At 38.7% G+C, this 15,435-nt stretch carries 13 protein-coding genes; 1 reads left to right on the forward strand and 12 read right to left on the reverse strand.

The features are described from left to right. Positions 1–9 precede the first annotated feature (9 nt). Together bcd and B1NLA3E_RS15995 are read right to left on the reverse strand one after the other, a co-directional pair. Entirely contained in the window at positions 10–1,104 is a 1,095-nt protein-coding gene (gene bcd, locus B1NLA3E_RS15990; protein ID WP_015594876.1) for a branched-chain amino acid dehydrogenase, read from the reverse strand. Positions 1,105–1,294: 190 nt separating this feature from the next. Next, entirely contained in the window at positions 1,295–3,349 is a 2,055-nt protein-coding gene (locus B1NLA3E_RS15995; RefSeq protein WP_041580605.1) for a sigma-54 interaction domain-containing protein, read from the reverse strand. A gap of 163 nt (positions 3,350–3,512) precedes the next feature. Between B1NLA3E_RS15995 and B1NLA3E_RS16000 the strand changes: the two genes are divergently transcribed. Continuing rightward, the gene (locus B1NLA3E_RS16000) at positions 3,513–3,758 is read left to right on the forward strand and encodes a DUF2627 domain-containing protein (protein WP_015594878.1); all 246 of its coding nucleotides are present in this window, start codon (positions 3,513–3,515) and stop codon (positions 3,756–3,758) included. 311 nt (positions 3,759–4,069) lie between these two features. On the opposite strand, the gene B1NLA3E_RS16005 is transcribed toward B1NLA3E_RS16000, so the two are convergent. The 10 genes from B1NLA3E_RS16005 to xseA all read right to left on the reverse strand — a co-directional run bounded on the left by B1NLA3E_RS16005 (position 4,070) and on the right by xseA (position 15,395). Continuing rightward, positions 4,070–4,798, reverse strand: a complete 729-nt coding sequence (locus tag B1NLA3E_RS16005; protein ID WP_041580606.1) for a glycerophosphodiester phosphodiesterase — start codon at positions 4,796–4,798, stop codon at positions 4,070–4,072. Between the two features lie 132 nt (positions 4,799–4,930). Next, positions 4,931–5,725 carry a sporulation transcription factor Spo0A gene (spo0A, locus tag B1NLA3E_RS16010; protein WP_015594880.1) on the reverse strand — a complete coding sequence of 265 codons (795 nt, stop codon included), beginning with the start codon at positions 5,723–5,725 and terminating at the stop codon, positions 4,931–4,933. A 279-nt stretch (positions 5,726–6,004) separates the two neighbouring features. Beyond that, positions 6,005–7,294, reverse strand: coding sequence for a SpoIVB peptidase (gene spoIVB, locus B1NLA3E_RS16015; protein ID WP_041580607.1), 1,290 nt, complete (start codon positions 7,292–7,294; stop codon positions 6,005–6,007). Positions 7,295–7,421: 127 nt separating this feature from the next. Beyond that, positions 7,422–9,104, reverse strand: coding sequence for a DNA repair protein RecN (gene recN / locus B1NLA3E_RS16020; RefSeq protein WP_015594882.1), 1,683 nt, complete (start codon positions 9,102–9,104; stop codon positions 7,422–7,424). A 16-nt stretch (positions 9,105–9,120) separates the two neighbouring features. Beyond that, positions 9,121–9,570: a transcriptional regulator AhrC/ArgR gene (ahrC, locus tag B1NLA3E_RS16025; protein WP_015594883.1), complete on the reverse strand. Its 450-nt coding sequence runs from the start codon at positions 9,568–9,570 to the stop codon at positions 9,121–9,123. Between the two features lie 282 nt (positions 9,571–9,852). Then, the gene (locus B1NLA3E_RS16030; protein WP_015594884.1) at positions 9,853–10,698 is read right to left on the reverse strand and encodes a TlyA family RNA methyltransferase; all 846 of its coding nucleotides are present in this window, start codon (positions 10,696–10,698) and stop codon (positions 9,853–9,855) included. Between the two features lie 2 nt (positions 10,699–10,700). Further along, entirely contained in the window at positions 10,701–12,593 is a 1,893-nt protein-coding gene (dxs, locus tag B1NLA3E_RS16035; protein ID WP_015594885.1) for a 1-deoxy-D-xylulose-5-phosphate synthase, read from the reverse strand. Between the two features lie 327 nt (positions 12,594–12,920). Beyond that, a complete protein-coding gene (locus tag B1NLA3E_RS16040) occupies positions 12,921–13,814 on the reverse strand; it encodes a polyprenyl synthetase family protein (RefSeq protein WP_041580608.1) in 894 nt (297 codons plus the stop codon). Between the two features lie 2 nt (positions 13,815–13,816). Further along, a complete protein-coding gene (gene xseB / locus B1NLA3E_RS16045) occupies positions 13,817–14,050 on the reverse strand; it encodes an exodeoxyribonuclease VII small subunit (protein WP_015594887.1) in 234 nt (77 codons plus the stop codon). After that, positions 14,043–15,395 (reverse strand): exodeoxyribonuclease VII large subunit, encoded by a 1,353-nt coding sequence (gene xseA / locus B1NLA3E_RS16050; RefSeq protein WP_015594888.1) that lies wholly within the window; start codon positions 15,393–15,395, stop codon positions 14,043–14,045. Before xseA ends, xseB begins: the two co-directional genes overlap by 8 nt. Positions 15,396–15,435 lie beyond the last annotated feature (40 nt).

The raw sequence follows: 15,435 nt of genomic DNA on the forward strand, positions 1-15,435 counted from the left end.
CTATTTTCCTTAACGACGGCTTAAAATATGGTGCCCATTCAACAAAAATTGGCTGCGGGAATTTCTTATCCTGGCAATTCGTTCTTCTGCTAATCGGTCAGCTGCCAAATAGGTTGGAATTTGATCCCGCTTTGATATTTCAATTACTTTATTAATTGTTTGGTAAATGCCTTCGACCTTTTTCAAGGCTCGCTCTCGATTATATCCGTATAATTCATCTGCAACATTGATAACTCCACCAGCGTTAATTACGTAATCAGGTGCATAGACAATGCCTAATTCATGAATCATATCACCGTGTTTTGTTTCTTTTAATTGGTTATTCGCTGACCCTGCAATCACTTTTGCTTTTAGCCGTGGAATAGTTTCGTCATTAATGACTGCTCCTAGCGCACAGGGAGCATAAATATCACAAACCACCCCATATATTTCGTCTGGTTCTACCGCTTTTGCCCCAAATTCATCAATCGCTCTTTGGACAGACTCTTTATGAATATCGGTAACAATTAATTCAGCACCTTCTCCACGTAAGTGTTTGCACAAGTTTATTGCTACATTACCAACACCTTGAATTGCAACAACTTTACCTTCTAATGAATCAGTGCCAAATGCTTCTTTTGCGGCTGCCTTCATCCCTCGATAAACACCGTACGCAGTAGCTGGTGATGGATTTCCCGAAGAACCAAAGGCGGGAGAAATCCCAGTGACAAAATCTGTTTCTTCGTGAATTAGATCCATGTCTGCAACTGTTGTACCAACATCTTCTGCAGTAATATACCGGCCGTTTAAGCCTTGAATATAGCGGCCAAAAGCACGAAACATTTCCTCATTTTTATCGCGGCGAGGATCACCTATAATTACAGTTTTTCCACCGCCCAAATTTAGCCCAGCAGCAGCGTTCTTATAGGTCATTCCTCTTGCTAATCTGAGGGCATCTTCAATTGCATCGTCCTCCGATGAGTATGTCCACATCCTTGTGCCGCCTAAAGCAGGCCCTAAAGTTGTATCATGTATGGCAATAATCGCCTTTAATCCAGATTGTTTATCCTGACAAAATACTAATTGCTCATAATCGTATATTTCCAAATTCTCAAAGATTCCCATCTAAAAATCCTCCCTATCAAGATGCTTCATTACTTGTTGAACACAGTGCAAGAGCTAGGGAATAAAATAGAATGCACTTCTTAAATATACTTGCAATAATTGTGCCAAATTAAAAACACTCATCTGCTAAGATTTTCACTATCAAATCCCTGCAAAAAATTGCAAAACCTGAAAAATACTGCATGCAAAATTATTCAAGACCGTATTTCTCGAGCTTATAATATAAATTCCGAACGGATACGGCCAACGCTTTTGCCGTTTTCGTTTTATTACCACCATGTTCCCTTAACATCTGCCTAATAATTGATTCCTCATACCGCTCCATTATCAACGATAAGGACTGGGAGTCACCAAAATTTGATGTTTTATTATCGGCTATTTTATGATGAGTGACAGCCTTTAAATCGGGTAAATGGGACTCATCAATAATCGTTTCATAATTTTTCATAAATATAATGGCTCTGCCTAAGATATTTTCAAGTTCTCTTACATTTCCAGGCCAGTCATAGTTAATTAGTCTATCTATGGATAGATTAGAAACACCTTCAACATTCCGTCCATAGTCTTGATTAATTTTTTGAATAAGTCTGCTACATAAAGCAGGAATATCCTCAATCCTTCTCCGTAAAGGGGGGATTTGAATGGGCATCCTATTCAAACGGTAGTATAAGTCTTCCCTAAAAGTGCCTTGGGCAATGCCTTTTTCCAAATTAACGTTCGTAGCGGCGATGATTCGAACATTGATAGAAATTGGTTTTGTACCCCCTACCCTAACAATTTCACGTTCTTGTAATACCCTCAATAACTTAGCTTGTGTGCTGGCAGTCAATTCACCGATCTCATCTAATAAAATACTTCCATTGTTCGCTTCCTCAAATAAGCCACGTTTCCCGCCACGTTTTGCTCCTGAAAAGGCTCCTTCTTCGTATCCAAACAATTCACTTTCCAACAATGACTCCGTTAAAGCCGCACAATTTACTCGAACAAATTTATTGTATTTTCGATCACTTGCATTATGTATCGCATGGGCAAACAACTCTTTTCCCGTTCCCGATTCACCCCTAAGTAAAATGGTAGCAGGAGTTTTCGCAGCTAATTTAGCCTGTTCAATGGCAATGTTCATCTCTTCAGATTCACCAATGATATCCTCAAAAGTATATTTTGCTTCTAGTGTTCGAATAATTTGCCGGGCTCGAGTTAGCTCAGTAGTTAGGCTTTGGATTTCAGAAACATCATGGATGACGCCGACACTTCCTTTTAAAATTCCATCAACAATGATTGGAGCAACATTTACGATGACTTCTCGTTTATTTGGGCCAACCCGCATCGGAACACCTCGAACTGGTCTTCTTGTTTGAAGCACCTTCATATGCATGCTATCGCCTTCGGAAATATCTGCCGTCGCAGGTTGACCAATCACTTGCTGCTCTGTTAAACCAGTAATTCTTGTATAGGCTGGATTAATGATTAAGCCTCTTCCCGTTTCATCGACCACTGATATCGCATCATCACTTGATTGAATAATGGCCCCAAGCATGGTTTGGATTTCCTTAAGGTTGGTAATTTCTTCAGCTAAGCTAAGGATTTCAGAAATATCTTTAAAAACACAAAAAGCACCCATTAAATATCCACTTTCATTAATCATCGGAATTCGAGTGGTAATGATTTTCAGTCCATTTTCTAACAGCAGTTCTTGATTTGCTTCCAATCTCCGGGTTTCTAAGACAAACGGAAGCTTACTATTTGGAATGATCTCAAGGATATGGTTGCCAATTGCCCGACTCTTACTTATTCCTGTTATTTTTTCTGCACTCTTATTAAACAGGATAATACGCGAATGATTATTAATGACAATCATACCTTCATCAGCAGAATCAAAAATTAAATCATGCTCATAGGTTTGGTTTTGAAGCTTTGAAATAAGTTTTTCCTTTTCCTCCATCAACAACGCGAAAAGGAAGGCGACACTTCCAGGAATCAAAAGCGTCTTTTTTCCAGCTGATCTCCTTAACGTTTCAAAAATCATAGGATCACCGGTCACTTCAATGACTATATCAATTCCTTCATTGATAAAAGGACGCCAATCTGTTCCAATCTGAATTCCTTCTTCAAACGCCAATTTTACCCCTGGGGCAGTTTTGCTTTTATCAATAACCACCTTTATGTCAAATGCTGCCGTTTCCTTGAGAATTTTGAAAATAGCTGTGCCACCTTTTCCAGCACCAACAATCATGACCGTTTGCACTTATATCCCCTCACGTTTCAGCAAAATTTTTCATACATTTTTTTAAATACCCTGCAGTATATTTCACAGCCTCCCTCTCATCTTAAAAGGATTCGTTTACCTTGACAAATATTAAATATGAATTATGATTTTCGTAAGATTATTTCTGAAGGGAACTTAGTATATGGATCGAATTATTGCGTTGGTAATCATGTTAATCCCCGGATTTATGGCTGCTTTAGGAATCAAGTTAATGCGTGATATGGTGTTTGGCATTTTACAACAACCCATTCCAACTTTATGGTTACAGTTTATTATCGGGTTATTATCATTTTTATTGGGGTTAGGTTTTATTGCCGGATTTATTTTGCATAAGGATCGCAAGGGGAATAAAGTACAAACACGATTTCAAAAAAAAGAAAGACCATAGTGGTCTTTCTAGGCTGTCGTAAACTCTCGACAGCCTATTATTTCGCCTAAAAAATTTAGCAGTGAACCGCGTTAATTTTTTATAATAATTAGGCAGTTCAACAGGTCTGTTGATTTCCGTTCCAGACGCTTCGCTTTCCGCGGGGCGGGCGGTGAGCCTCCTCGGCGCTTTAGCGCCTGCGGGGTCTCACCTGTCCCGCTGCTCCCGCAGGAGTCTTCGCGCCTTCCACTCCAATCAACTTCTTTCTTAACGGTTTTCTTTCCAAAAACCTATTAAAAAAACAACGATCTTTTAGAAAAGAGCCTTCTTTTTTATTGGTACTCTTTTCTGAGGTTAACAGCTTTAAGAGGATCATCTGTTATGACCGCACTGCAACCTAGTGCAAACAAACGCTTTAAAGCAGGATCCTTGTTCACAGTGTACGGTCGAACAGCTATCCCGTTAGCGATAGATTGTTTGAAAATATCTTCTAAGCCTCGGAAATATTTTGGATGAATTCCCCGTGCTTGAATCGATTGTGCATATATCCACGGCATATAAAGGGACTCGGATAATAAAGGTGCTGTTTCTATCTCAGGTGCAAGTCGATAGCTATAAACAATACTGTAGTGATTGAAGGAAGAAATAATGATTCGATCGCTTAATCGGTACCTTCTAATAAGATCGATCACCTTTTCCTCCATGCCAATATAAGGTATGATGCCATTTTTCAATTCAATATTACAGTGTAGATTATTAGAAGTCATCCATTCAAATACCTCTTGAAGTGTAGGAATCGTTGTTTTTTGAAACCACTTTTTAAATTTGTGTCCCGCATTGTATTTCTTCAATTCGTTATAGGTTAAATCCTTAACATATCCTGTTCCATCAGTTGTTCGGTCAATTTTTTCATCATGGATCACAACCAATTCTCCATCCTTGGTCATTTGAACGTCCAATTCCACCCCATCTGCTCCTGCCTTTTCAGCTTCAACAAATGCCTTCAACGTATTTTCTGGGTTTAACGCCGAATAACCGCGGTGTGCAAAAATCAAAGTCATAAAGGTCTCTCCCTCCAAAAGAAAAATAAACAATTAAGGGGTTAGACTCCACAATACAATATCTGAAACCCAATAAAACAATAGGTAACTAAATATTGATAATTGTTGGAAGTCTAACCCCTTATTCCAAAATTATGATGCTTTATGCTCTAATCTTAGTTTATCTGCAACCATCGCGATAAATTCCGAATTTGTTGGTTTTGCTTTTGTCATGCTGACGGTGTAGCCAAACAGAGAAGAAATTGAATCGATATTGCCCCGACTCCACGCTACTTCGATTGCGTGGCGGATTGCCCGTTCAACTCGGCTTGCGGTTGTATTAAATTTCTTTGCAATATCAGGGTATAGAACTTTTGTAATCGATCCAAGCAGTTCAATGTCATTATAGACCATAGAAATTGCCTCTCTCAAATACATATAACCCTTAATATGTGCTGGTACGCCAATTTCGTGAATAATGCTCGTGATACATGCATCTAAATTTTTAGGCTTTTGCTCTGATTGAGCTGGACGATACGGGGACTGCGCTGACTTTCTCATACCAGTATTGGTTTGGCCACTAACCTGACGAATGTGGTTAGCTAAATTTTCCATATCAAATGGTTTAAGAATAAAATACGATGCACCCAATTCAACTGCTTTCTTCGTAACATCTTCCTGTCCGAACGCAGTTAGCATTATTACATTTGGAAAGTTACTTCTTTTCGTTTCACGAAGTTTTTCCAATACAGCAAGACCATCTAAATGTGGCATAATAATATCTAAAACAAGAACATCTGGAGTGGTGTCTTCTAAAATATCGAGACATTCTTGACCGTTATGAGCAACTCCGACAATTTCCATATCATCCAAGGATGAAATGTATTCCTCTAATAATCCAACTAATTCTCTATTGTCATCAACAACGCACACTTTTATTTTTTTCACTAATCGTTTCCTCCTCAGTCCCTTTGTTTTCTTCTTATACCTATCCCTGTGTTCTATACTAATTGAGAAATTCGACAATGCAACTGAAAATCCTTTTGTTTTATTTAAAATTTTCTAAAAAATCTATCATATCTGATTTATTCTCGCTTATTCTAACCGTTTCGACTAGTTTCGGCAGTTGTCATACTAAATAGCTTTGGTTTTGTCGAAAAATATTTAAGGCAACTTTATCAAGTATAATTTTACCATAAAAAATAGGCGATTACTCGCCTATTTTTTTTACGAAGCTCTTTCATGCGATTTTTGGTATATATCGATTCCTGCCTCATTCAACATCCATTCGATATGAACGCCATACCCACTAGTTGGATCATTTACGAATACATGGGTAACTGCGCCAACTACTTTCCCATTTTGAATGATTGGGCTTCCACTCATTCCTTGCACTATCCCACCTGTTTTTTCGAGCAATTTTGGATCGGTAACTTTAATGACCATTCCTTTTGTTGCCGGAAACTTTTGGGGAATTGTACTAACGATTTCGATATCGAAAAGATCCACTTTATCATCATCAACAACTGTTAAAATTTGAGCTGGTCCTTCTTTTACTTGATGTGATAATGCAATTGGCATTGGTTTATCCAATACACCATTTTTAATGTTTTTATTTAATGCACCAAATATTCCAAACGGACTGTTTCTTTTTATATCACCGATTACCTCACGGTCGGAAGAAAAACGAGCCAGTTTTTCCCCTGGGTCCCCATTGCTTCCTTTTTCAATTGAGGTAACAGTGGACCGAACAATCTGACCATCTTGAACTACAATTGGTTTTTTTGTATCCATGTCTGAAATCACATGTCCGAGTGCACCATACTTATTAGATTCAGGATGATAAAATGTCATCGTCCCAATCCCAGCAGCAGAATCTCGGATATATAACCCCAACTTATAAGTTTGTTCATCTTTATCCATCATTGGTTTCAGTTTAGCCGTGAATTTTTCGCTTTCACGAGTAACAACAATATCTAGGGGTACTCCGGTTTTTCCAGAATCCTGTACATAAGGGGCAACATCTGTCATTTGTTCAATTCGCTTACCATTTATTTGGGTAATGATGTCACCAATTTTTATTCCTGCTAGCTCTCCTGGTGAAGTTTTTCCGGTAGGTGTGTCCACTTGATGGTGTCCAACCACCAAGACGCCAACTGTATTCAGTTTTACTCCTATTGATTGTCCACCTGGAATGACCTTAAAATCTTTTAACACATTGACATCCACTTTTTTTATCGGAATACCAGCAAGGTTTAACACCATTTCATCATTTCCTTGTTGATTTGCATGTACGGATAACGATTTTGAGTTTTGAGCCATTTGAATCGTTTGATCATCTTTTGATAGTGATGCTGAAACAGAAACAGCTTTCGAAAGTTTATAATTTTGACCCTCGAAAAGGGTAATCTGGTTGGGAATTGAGATATATTCTTGAAAGGGTTTAAAGAACCCTAGAGCAATTAATGAAACAAGGAGAATTCCACCAATTATTTTTCTAAGTTGATCATATTTCAAATCCTTCACTCTCCTCGCTTCTAGTCCACACACAATTGTTGGCTACATCTTTAATTTTGCCTGCTTCTGAGCCATTTATAACTGCCAACAATATAAAAAAGCTACCCGAGTTGGATAGCTTTGCATGTTATGGCTTCATTTCGTGGGCTAAATGCAATAATTCCTCTGCATGTTGCCTTGTTAAATCAGTAATTTCCACTCCAGAAATCATTCTGCTAATTTCTCCAATTTTCTCCTTTTCCGTTAAAGGAGTGACTGAAGTTTTTGTTCTTCCGTCCTTTGTTTTCTTGGTAATAAACAGATGCATGTCCGCCATTGCCGCAACTTGCGGTAAATGTGAAATACAAAGAACCTGTGAATTATTTGAGATTTTGTGTATTTTTTCTCCAATAGCCTGTGCCACTCTTCCGCTAACTCCAGTATCAACTTCATCAAAGATAATAGATGTTACTCCTTGATGAATAGAAAAAATACTTTTCAATGCCAGCATGATACGAGACATTTCTCCACCAGAGGCGATTTTTGCTAAAGGCTTCAATGGCTCACCGGGGTTCGTTGAAATGAAAAACTCAACAATATCTGTTCCATTCTTATAAAATCCGTCATAATGCTTAAAATTGACTTCAAATATTGTTTTTTCCATGTAGAGTTCTTTTAACTCACGATGGATTAACTTAGAAAGAGTTTTTGCGGATTTTTTTCGGAGATCACTCATTTGTTTAGCCTCTAAACGTAAATCTTTTGTTAGTGAGGCCAGCTCAGTTTCAAGCTGGTGAATATGCGTTTCTTTGTTCTGTATTGTTTCAATTTCTTCTTCAATTTTAGCTGCATACTCGAGAATTTCTTCGATTGTTTTCCCGTATTTACGTTTTAGTTGATTTATTTCAGTCAGTCTTTCTTCAATTTCATTTATCCGCCGTGGATCGTATTCCATTACCTCGAGTTTATTTCGTAACGAGTGAATGGTATCCTCCATTTGGTAAAAACTATTTGATACGGACTCATACATCTCTTTGTATTCATCATCCAGCTCGGCAGCATTCTCAAGATGACCCATGGCCATTCCAATCCAATCTAAACCAGCCTGTTCCCCAGAAAGTGCTGAATATCCTGCCTGAAGTGCCGCAAATATTCTTTCGAAATTTGACAGCTTTCCCTTTTCTTCAAATAGTATTTCATCCTCGTGTAAATTCAAATCTGCCTTATGAATTTCTTCAAGCTGAAATTGAATTAAATCAAGCCGGTGAGCCATTTTTTGTTCATTTTCACTGAGTGCTTTTAATCGTGCTAAGGTCTCATCATATCGTTTGTACACTCTTTGATATTCTAAAAGAGCTGTTGTAATATTACTTCCACCAAATTGGTCTAATAATGATAGGTGTTTGGATTCATTCATGAGTTCTTGATGTTCGTGTTGACCATGAATGTCAATCAAAGTTCCGCCAAACTCTCGCAACACAGCGATTGTTACCAGTTTTCCATTTACACGGCAAACACTTTTCCCGCTTCGGGTCATATCTCTGCGTAAAACCACCATTCCATCTTCGATTTCGACTCCAATTTCCTTGGCTTTCTCAAAAGATGGGTGGCCGGGATCTTCTATAAGAAATAGTCCTTCGATTTCAGCCTTTTCCTCTCCATGTCGAATAAACTCAGAAGATCCTCTGCCTCCTACGAGAAGATGGATGGCATCGATAATAATCGATTTCCCCGCTCCGGTTTCACCGGTTAATACCGTTAAACCTTTTTCAAATGAAATGGACAACTCTTCAATAATAGCAAAGTTTCGAATCGATAATTCACTTAGCATAGTCTGTCACCTCAGCTTAAAGCATATCCAGAAAGCGTTTAGAGATAATCTCTGTGTTTTCTGGTGTTCTGCAAATGATCAATATCGTATCATCACCGCAAATGGTTCCCATGATTTCATCCCATTCAAGATGGTCAATTAAAGCACCGATTGCCATTGCATTTCCAGGCAATGTTTTCATTACGAGCAAATGACTGGAATTATCGATTTTTACAAATGCATCCATTAAGGCTCTTTTTAACTTTTGTAATGGGTTAAAACGTTGATCAGCAGGTAAACTATATTTATATCTGCCATCCATTAATGGTACTTTCACAAGATGTAACTCTTTAATATCCCTTGATACTGTAGCTTGGGTGACGTTAAATCCCGCGTTCTTCAAACGGTCGACAAGCTCATCCTGTGTTTCGATATCGTTGTTTGCAATTAATTCACGTATTCTTATATGTCGTTGACCTTTGTTCATCATTTCACCTCAAAAAATATTCACTCGAAAGTTCGCGCAATTTGTTGTAATTATAATAATATGGTAGCCGATATTTAACAAGAAGTACAACTTTTCACGAATTAGACACAATCATTCTTATTAGATAGGCTCTGTTAAACTAGAATGTTGATTTCCGTTCCAGGCACTCGCGCACCTTAAGGGCGGGCAGTGAGCCTCCGCAGGAGTCTTCATGCCTTCCACTCCAATCAACATTTTGCAAAAAATTACATAGATATAGAAAAGGAATAAGCAGCAACTCGCTTATTCCTCAGTTGTTTTTTTCTTTTTTAATTCCCGATGAGCCTCCGCTACTACTTGAGCCGGAGTTTGAGACAATAATATTTCTCCGGTGGTTGCATCCTCCCCATCCCATCGTAAATGAAGAAGAAACTCAATATTGCCGTCCCCTCCGGTAATCGGAGAAAAGGATAGATTAACAATTGTATACCCAATGCCACTTGAAAACTCAATCATTTTCTCGAGAACACTTTCATGAACAGATGGATCTCTAACAATTCCTTTTTTACCAACCTGTTCTCGTCCAGCTTCAAACTGAGGCTTAACAAGCGCCACAATATTACTTCCAGGGACAAGGAGTGTTTTTAAAACCGGAAAGATTATCCGTAAGGAAATAAACGATACATCGATTGATGCAAAATTAGGCATCCCTCTCTGGAGGTCTGCAGGGGTCATATAACGAAAATTAGTTCGTTCCATAACCTCAACCCGTTCATCCTGTCGGAGCTTCCAGGCGAGCTGATTATAGCCTACGTCGACTGCGTAAGACATCGCGGCTCCATTTTGCAAAGCGCAATCAGTAAATCCACCCGTAGACGAGCCAATATCAATCATAATTTTTTCATTCACGTCAATATCAAATGCCTTAAGCGCCTTCTCAAGCTTTAATCCTCCACGGCTTACATAGGGCAAGACATTGCCCTTTATCGTTAACTGGATATCCTCATTCACTTTTTCGCCAGGTTTATCCAGTCGCATTTCATTACTGTATACTAGGCCAGCCATAATTGCGCGTTTAGCCTTTTCTCTTGTTTCAATAAGACCTCTATCTACTAATAAAACGTCTACTCGTTCTTTTTTAATTTTCATCTTCATGCCCTTTGCTGTTTCTTTCCGGCAAGAATTTGCAGCTTCTTAACTGCATTTTCGGTAGTCAATTCGATTTCTTTTAACAATGCATTAACATCTCCATGTTCAACGAATTGGTCCGGAATCCCCATTCGGTCAATGATCGCTTGATAATGTCCGTGATCATGAGCAAATTCTAACACCGAACTACCAAATCCACCTTGAAGAATGGCTTCCTCTATCGTTAAAATTGGAATATTATCAACTAGAATCTGACCCAATAAACTTTCATCTAGTGGTTTAATGAAACGTGCGTTCACAACCTTGATTGAATATCCAAGTTTTTCTAAAATACCTGAAGCCTCCATTGCCATTGGGATTGTTGTACCAAAGGTTAGAATAGCGGCATCCTTACCCTCTTTCAAAACCTCCCATGTCCCGATTTCAATTGTCTTTAACTCCTTATCCATTGGGACACCAAGACCATTCCCACGTGCATAACGCATGGCAATTGGGCCATCATTATATTGTACCGCTGTATTGACCATATGCTGCCCTTCATTCTCATCTTTAGGCATCATTAATACAAGGTTAGGCACATGTCGTAAAAAGGCGATATCAAATACCCCCTGATGAGTTTCACCATCTGCTCCAACCAACCCTGCTCTGTCAATGCCAATAAATACATTTAAATTTTGCCGACAGATATCATGAACAACTTGGTCGTATGCTCTTTGAAGGAAAGTTGAATAAATAGCCAAAAATGGTTTCATATCTTGTGTTGCAAGTCCCGCTGCTACAGTTGCTGCATGCTGTTCGGCAATGCCGACATCAAACATTCGATCTGGAAACTCGCTTGCAAAGCCTTCAAGCTTTGATCCGACTGGCATCGCAGGTGTAATAGCCACAATTCTTGAATCAGTTCTGGCCAATCTCCGAACCGTTTCACTCACAAGTGAACTCCAGGCTGGAGGTGGGTTAACTGGTTTTACAAACGCACCTGTTTCAATTTTATAGGGACCCGTTCCATGCCATGTTCCTGTTTTGTCGCTCTCAGCAGGTTGATAGCCTTTTCCCTTTTTAGTAATAACATGTAAAAGGACTGGCCCTTCAATTTTTTTGGCATTGGTTAAGTTTTCAAATAGCTCTTCAAAATTATGGCCATCGACTGGACCTAAATAAGTAAAACCTAATTCTTCAAAAAACATTCCTGAAACGAATAAATATTTTAAGCTGTCCTTAATCCTTTCAGCAGTGGCAGCAAGTTTCCCACCAACTGCTGGCACCTTTTTTAGAAGGATTTCTAGTTCATCTTTAACCCAGTTGTATTTTCCGGCTGTTCTTAGTCTTCCTAGAACAGTATGCAAGGCTCCCACATTTGGAGCAATCGACATTTCATTATCATTCAAAATCACAATCATGTTTTTCTTTTCGTGACCTATATGATTTAACGCTTCTAATGCCATTCCTCCGGTTAATGCACCATCACCGATGACAGGAAGAATATAGGATTTCTCTTTTTTAAGATCTCTTGCAATTGCCATGCCCATCGCAGCAGACAATGAGGTTGAGCTGTGTCCCGTCTCCCAAACATCATGTTCGCTTTCACCACGTTTCGGGAAGCCACTTAATCCATGAAATTGACGTAATGTATCAAATTCTGATGCACGTCCAGTTAGTATTTTATGAACATAGGCCTGATGTCCGACATCCCAAATAATCTTATCCTTTGGACTTTCAAAACATCTATGTAGTGCAATCGTTAATTCGACGACACCTAAATTGGGCCCAATATGTCCCCCTGTTTTTGATAATTTTTCTATCAAAAATTTGCGAATTTCTTTACTTAGTTGTTCCAATTCCTGATTGGTTAGCCCTTTAAGGAAGGAAGGGTCTTTAATTGATAAAAGATCCATTTAACGGATCACTCACTTTCGTTTCTAAGTTCTGACGACAGAATACTGATATTTTTCGTACTAAATGATATCTAGTATTTGATAAATAATTGAAAAAATAGCCGCTAACACAGAAGTGATAACGGCAACCGTAATGTCCAATTTTTATCAAGCACAAGGCGCTTAACTACTCGACGCCAGTTGCTTAAATCCTTTGGACAAAAACTTTATTCTAACTAATGCCTTTAGTATATTCGTTCGTATTAGTACAAGTATCAAATTATACTTCGGCTGTATTATATCATAAAAATAATGTCGTCTCAAACCTTCTTCAAATTTCACCGAATGTTAATATTCCCTAGCTACAACAAGGTCGGCAATTTCCCCCAACATTTTGGTATTTAATTGAGCTAACCCTAAATGATATTTGGATGCCTCAAAGTGCTGTTGCATTGCTTTTTTTGCCCCATCCATCGTCAACAATGAGGGATAGGTATTTTTTAAGTTTTCCTCGTCACTTCCAATCGGCTTCCCGATTAATTCCTCATTTCCCTCTAAATCTAAAATATCATCACGAATTTGAAAGGCCATCCCTAAATGTTTCGCAAATGCTTCGAGATTGCTGGCCTGTTCTTTACTTGCATTCGCCATTAATGCCCCCGACATGACACAGCAAACTAATAACTTGCCTGTTTTATGTAAATGGATATATTCCAATTCAGTTAAATTCAGATGTTTTCCTTCACCCTCAATATCAGCAACTTGTCCACCTACCATCCCTTCTGCACCCGCAGCTTGGGCAAGTAAGGAAATTAAACCAACCTTTGTCCGGACATCGCTATCTTGCTCCGGCATTTCACTCAAAACCTGAAAACTGTAGGTTAATAAACCATCCCCAGCTAAAATGGCAACAGCATCACCAAACACCTTATGATTAGTCGGCTTTCCGCGCCGAAGGTCATCGTTATCCATGCTTGGAAGATCGTCATGTATCAATGAATAAGTATGAATCATTTCTATTGCTACTGCAGGATACAAACCCTTTCTCGGATCCATTCCAAAGGCCTGTAAAGTAGCAAACAAAAGTAATGGGCGAATCCGTTTTCCCCCAGCTTTTAACGAATAAAGCATGGATTCTTTTAGAATGTCTGGTGCATGAAGTTTTTTTATTAATGCCTCCATTTGACTCTCAAGTAGATTTTTATGTTCTTTTGAAAAAGAGGCCAATGATTGATTAGACAACGTTATTCCTCCTCATTAATGGTAAAACTAGCAATTTGGCCATCATCAGTTAATATTTGCGTAAGTGAATCTTCAACCTGTTTTAATTTATCATGACAGAGCTTCGACAGCCCCATCCCTTCTTTATAAATTGAAATGGCTTCTTCAAGGGGCACATCGCCTTCTTCAAGCCTTTCAACAAGGACCTCCAATTTTTCCATCGCTTCTTCAAATGATAAAATTTGTTCTTTAGCCATCTAGTAACTCTCCTTTAATGTCGATTACTTTACATTGTAAGCTTCCGTCTGCCAACCTCACGGATATTTCTTCATCTTGCTTCACTTGGGATACCTTACTTACCAGTTTTTGATCTTCTGTAAAAATAAGACTGTATCCTCTTTCCATCACCTTGAGCGGACTTAATGCTTCAAGCTTTGCTATCCTGTGTGAAAAGTCAGTTTGCTTTTTAGATAGAATATTTTGCATCGCTCGATTTAAAGCTTTCTTTAATCGGAATTGCTCTTCTTTGGCTTCAATTATTTTTTTATCTGGTGCATTCCGTAAGAGACGTCTATGTTGGTTTTCAAGCTGCATTTTTTTTAAATCAAGCATTTTTTTCGATCCCCGTACGAGCTGTTCGGTCTGCCTGTCGAGTTGTTCGAGTTTTTGTTGGTATAGCTTATGTGGGTACCGGAACGCATAGGATTTATTTAGTCGGTTTAATCGCTCGTTTTGCGAGCTGATTTTTTCCTTCATCGCCCGCAGCATTCTGGTTTGTCGATTTAAGATTCTCTCGATTAATTCATCAATATGTGGGACGGCTAACTCTGCTGCTGCAGTTGGAGTCGGAGCTCTAAGGTCCGCAACAAAGTCAGCAATTGTAAAATCAGTTTCGTGTCCAACTGCAGAAATAATTGGTATTTTTGAAGAAAAAATTGCCCTTGCAACCACCTCTTCATTAAAAGCCCATAACTCCTCAATGGAACCTCCACCACGACCAATAATCAACACATCAATCTTTCCTGTTGTATTTGCGTATTTAATCGCTTTTGCGATTGAAGCAGCCGCCTGATCTCCTTGAACAAGCGCAGGTAGCAATAAAATATTGGCGATTGGGTACCGCCTTTTAATGGTCGAAACAATATCACGAATTGCTGCCCCTGTTGGAGATGTTACAACCCCTACCGTTTTTGGGTATTTTGGAAGTGCTAGTTTATTTTCAGGCGAAAATAAACCTTCTTCTGTTAATTTTGCTTTTAGTTGTTCAAAAGCGAGGAACAATTCCCCAACTCCATCTGGTTTCATATCTTTTATATAGATTTGGTATTGTCCGCTTGCTTCGTATACTGAAAGATCTCCACTAACTAATACCTGCATGCCATTTTCAGGTTTAAATTTCATGCTCCTGTTAGCACTCGCAAACATAATCGCCAGGAGTCTTGCTTTATCATCCTTTAGCGTAAAATACATATGTCCACTGGAATGTTGTTTGAAATTAGATATTTCGCCTTTGACATAACAGTCCTGCAAATGCGGATCAGCGTCAAACTTTCTTTTTATGTATTTAGTTAATGCATTTACCGTTAAATAACGTTGTTCCATGTTTAACTCCTTTCCACTAAAAATAAGCTACCGAAAAAAC

The sequence above is a fragment of the Bacillus sp. 1NLA3E genome (assembly GCF_000242895.2).
Taxonomy (GTDB): domain Bacteria; phylum Bacillota; class Bacilli; order Bacillales; family Cytobacillaceae; genus Bacillus_BU.

Coding starts and splice junctions, on each gene's coding strand:
- B1NLA3E_RS16000 (WP_015594878.1), top strand. CDS start 3,513: ATGGATCGAATTATTGCGTTGGTAATCATGTTAATCCCCGGATTTATG.
- xseB (WP_015594887.1), bottom strand. CDS start 14,050: ATGGCTAAAGAACAAATTTTATCATTTGAAGAAGCGATGGAAAAATTG.
- dxs (WP_015594885.1), bottom strand. CDS start 12,593: ATGGATCTTTTATCAATTAAAGACCCTTCCTTCCTTAAAGGGCTAACC.
- B1NLA3E_RS16030 (WP_015594884.1), bottom strand. CDS start 10,698: ATGAAAATTAAAAAAGAACGAGTAGACGTTTTATTAGTAGATAGAGGT.
- ahrC (WP_015594883.1), bottom strand. CDS start 9,570: ATGAACAAAGGTCAACGACATATAAGAATACGTGAATTAATTGCAAAC.
- xseA (WP_015594888.1), bottom strand. CDS start 15,395: ATGGAACAACGTTATTTAACGGTAAATGCATTAACTAAATACATAAAA.
- recN (WP_015594882.1), bottom strand. CDS start 9,104: ATGCTAAGTGAATTATCGATTCGAAACTTTGCTATTATTGAAGAGTTG.
- bcd (WP_015594876.1), bottom strand. CDS start 1,104: ATGGGAATCTTTGAGAATTTGGAAATATACGATTATGAGCAATTAGTA.
- B1NLA3E_RS16005 (WP_041580606.1), bottom strand. CDS start 4,798: ATGACTTTGATTTTTGCACACCGCGGTTATTCGGCGTTAAACCCAGAA.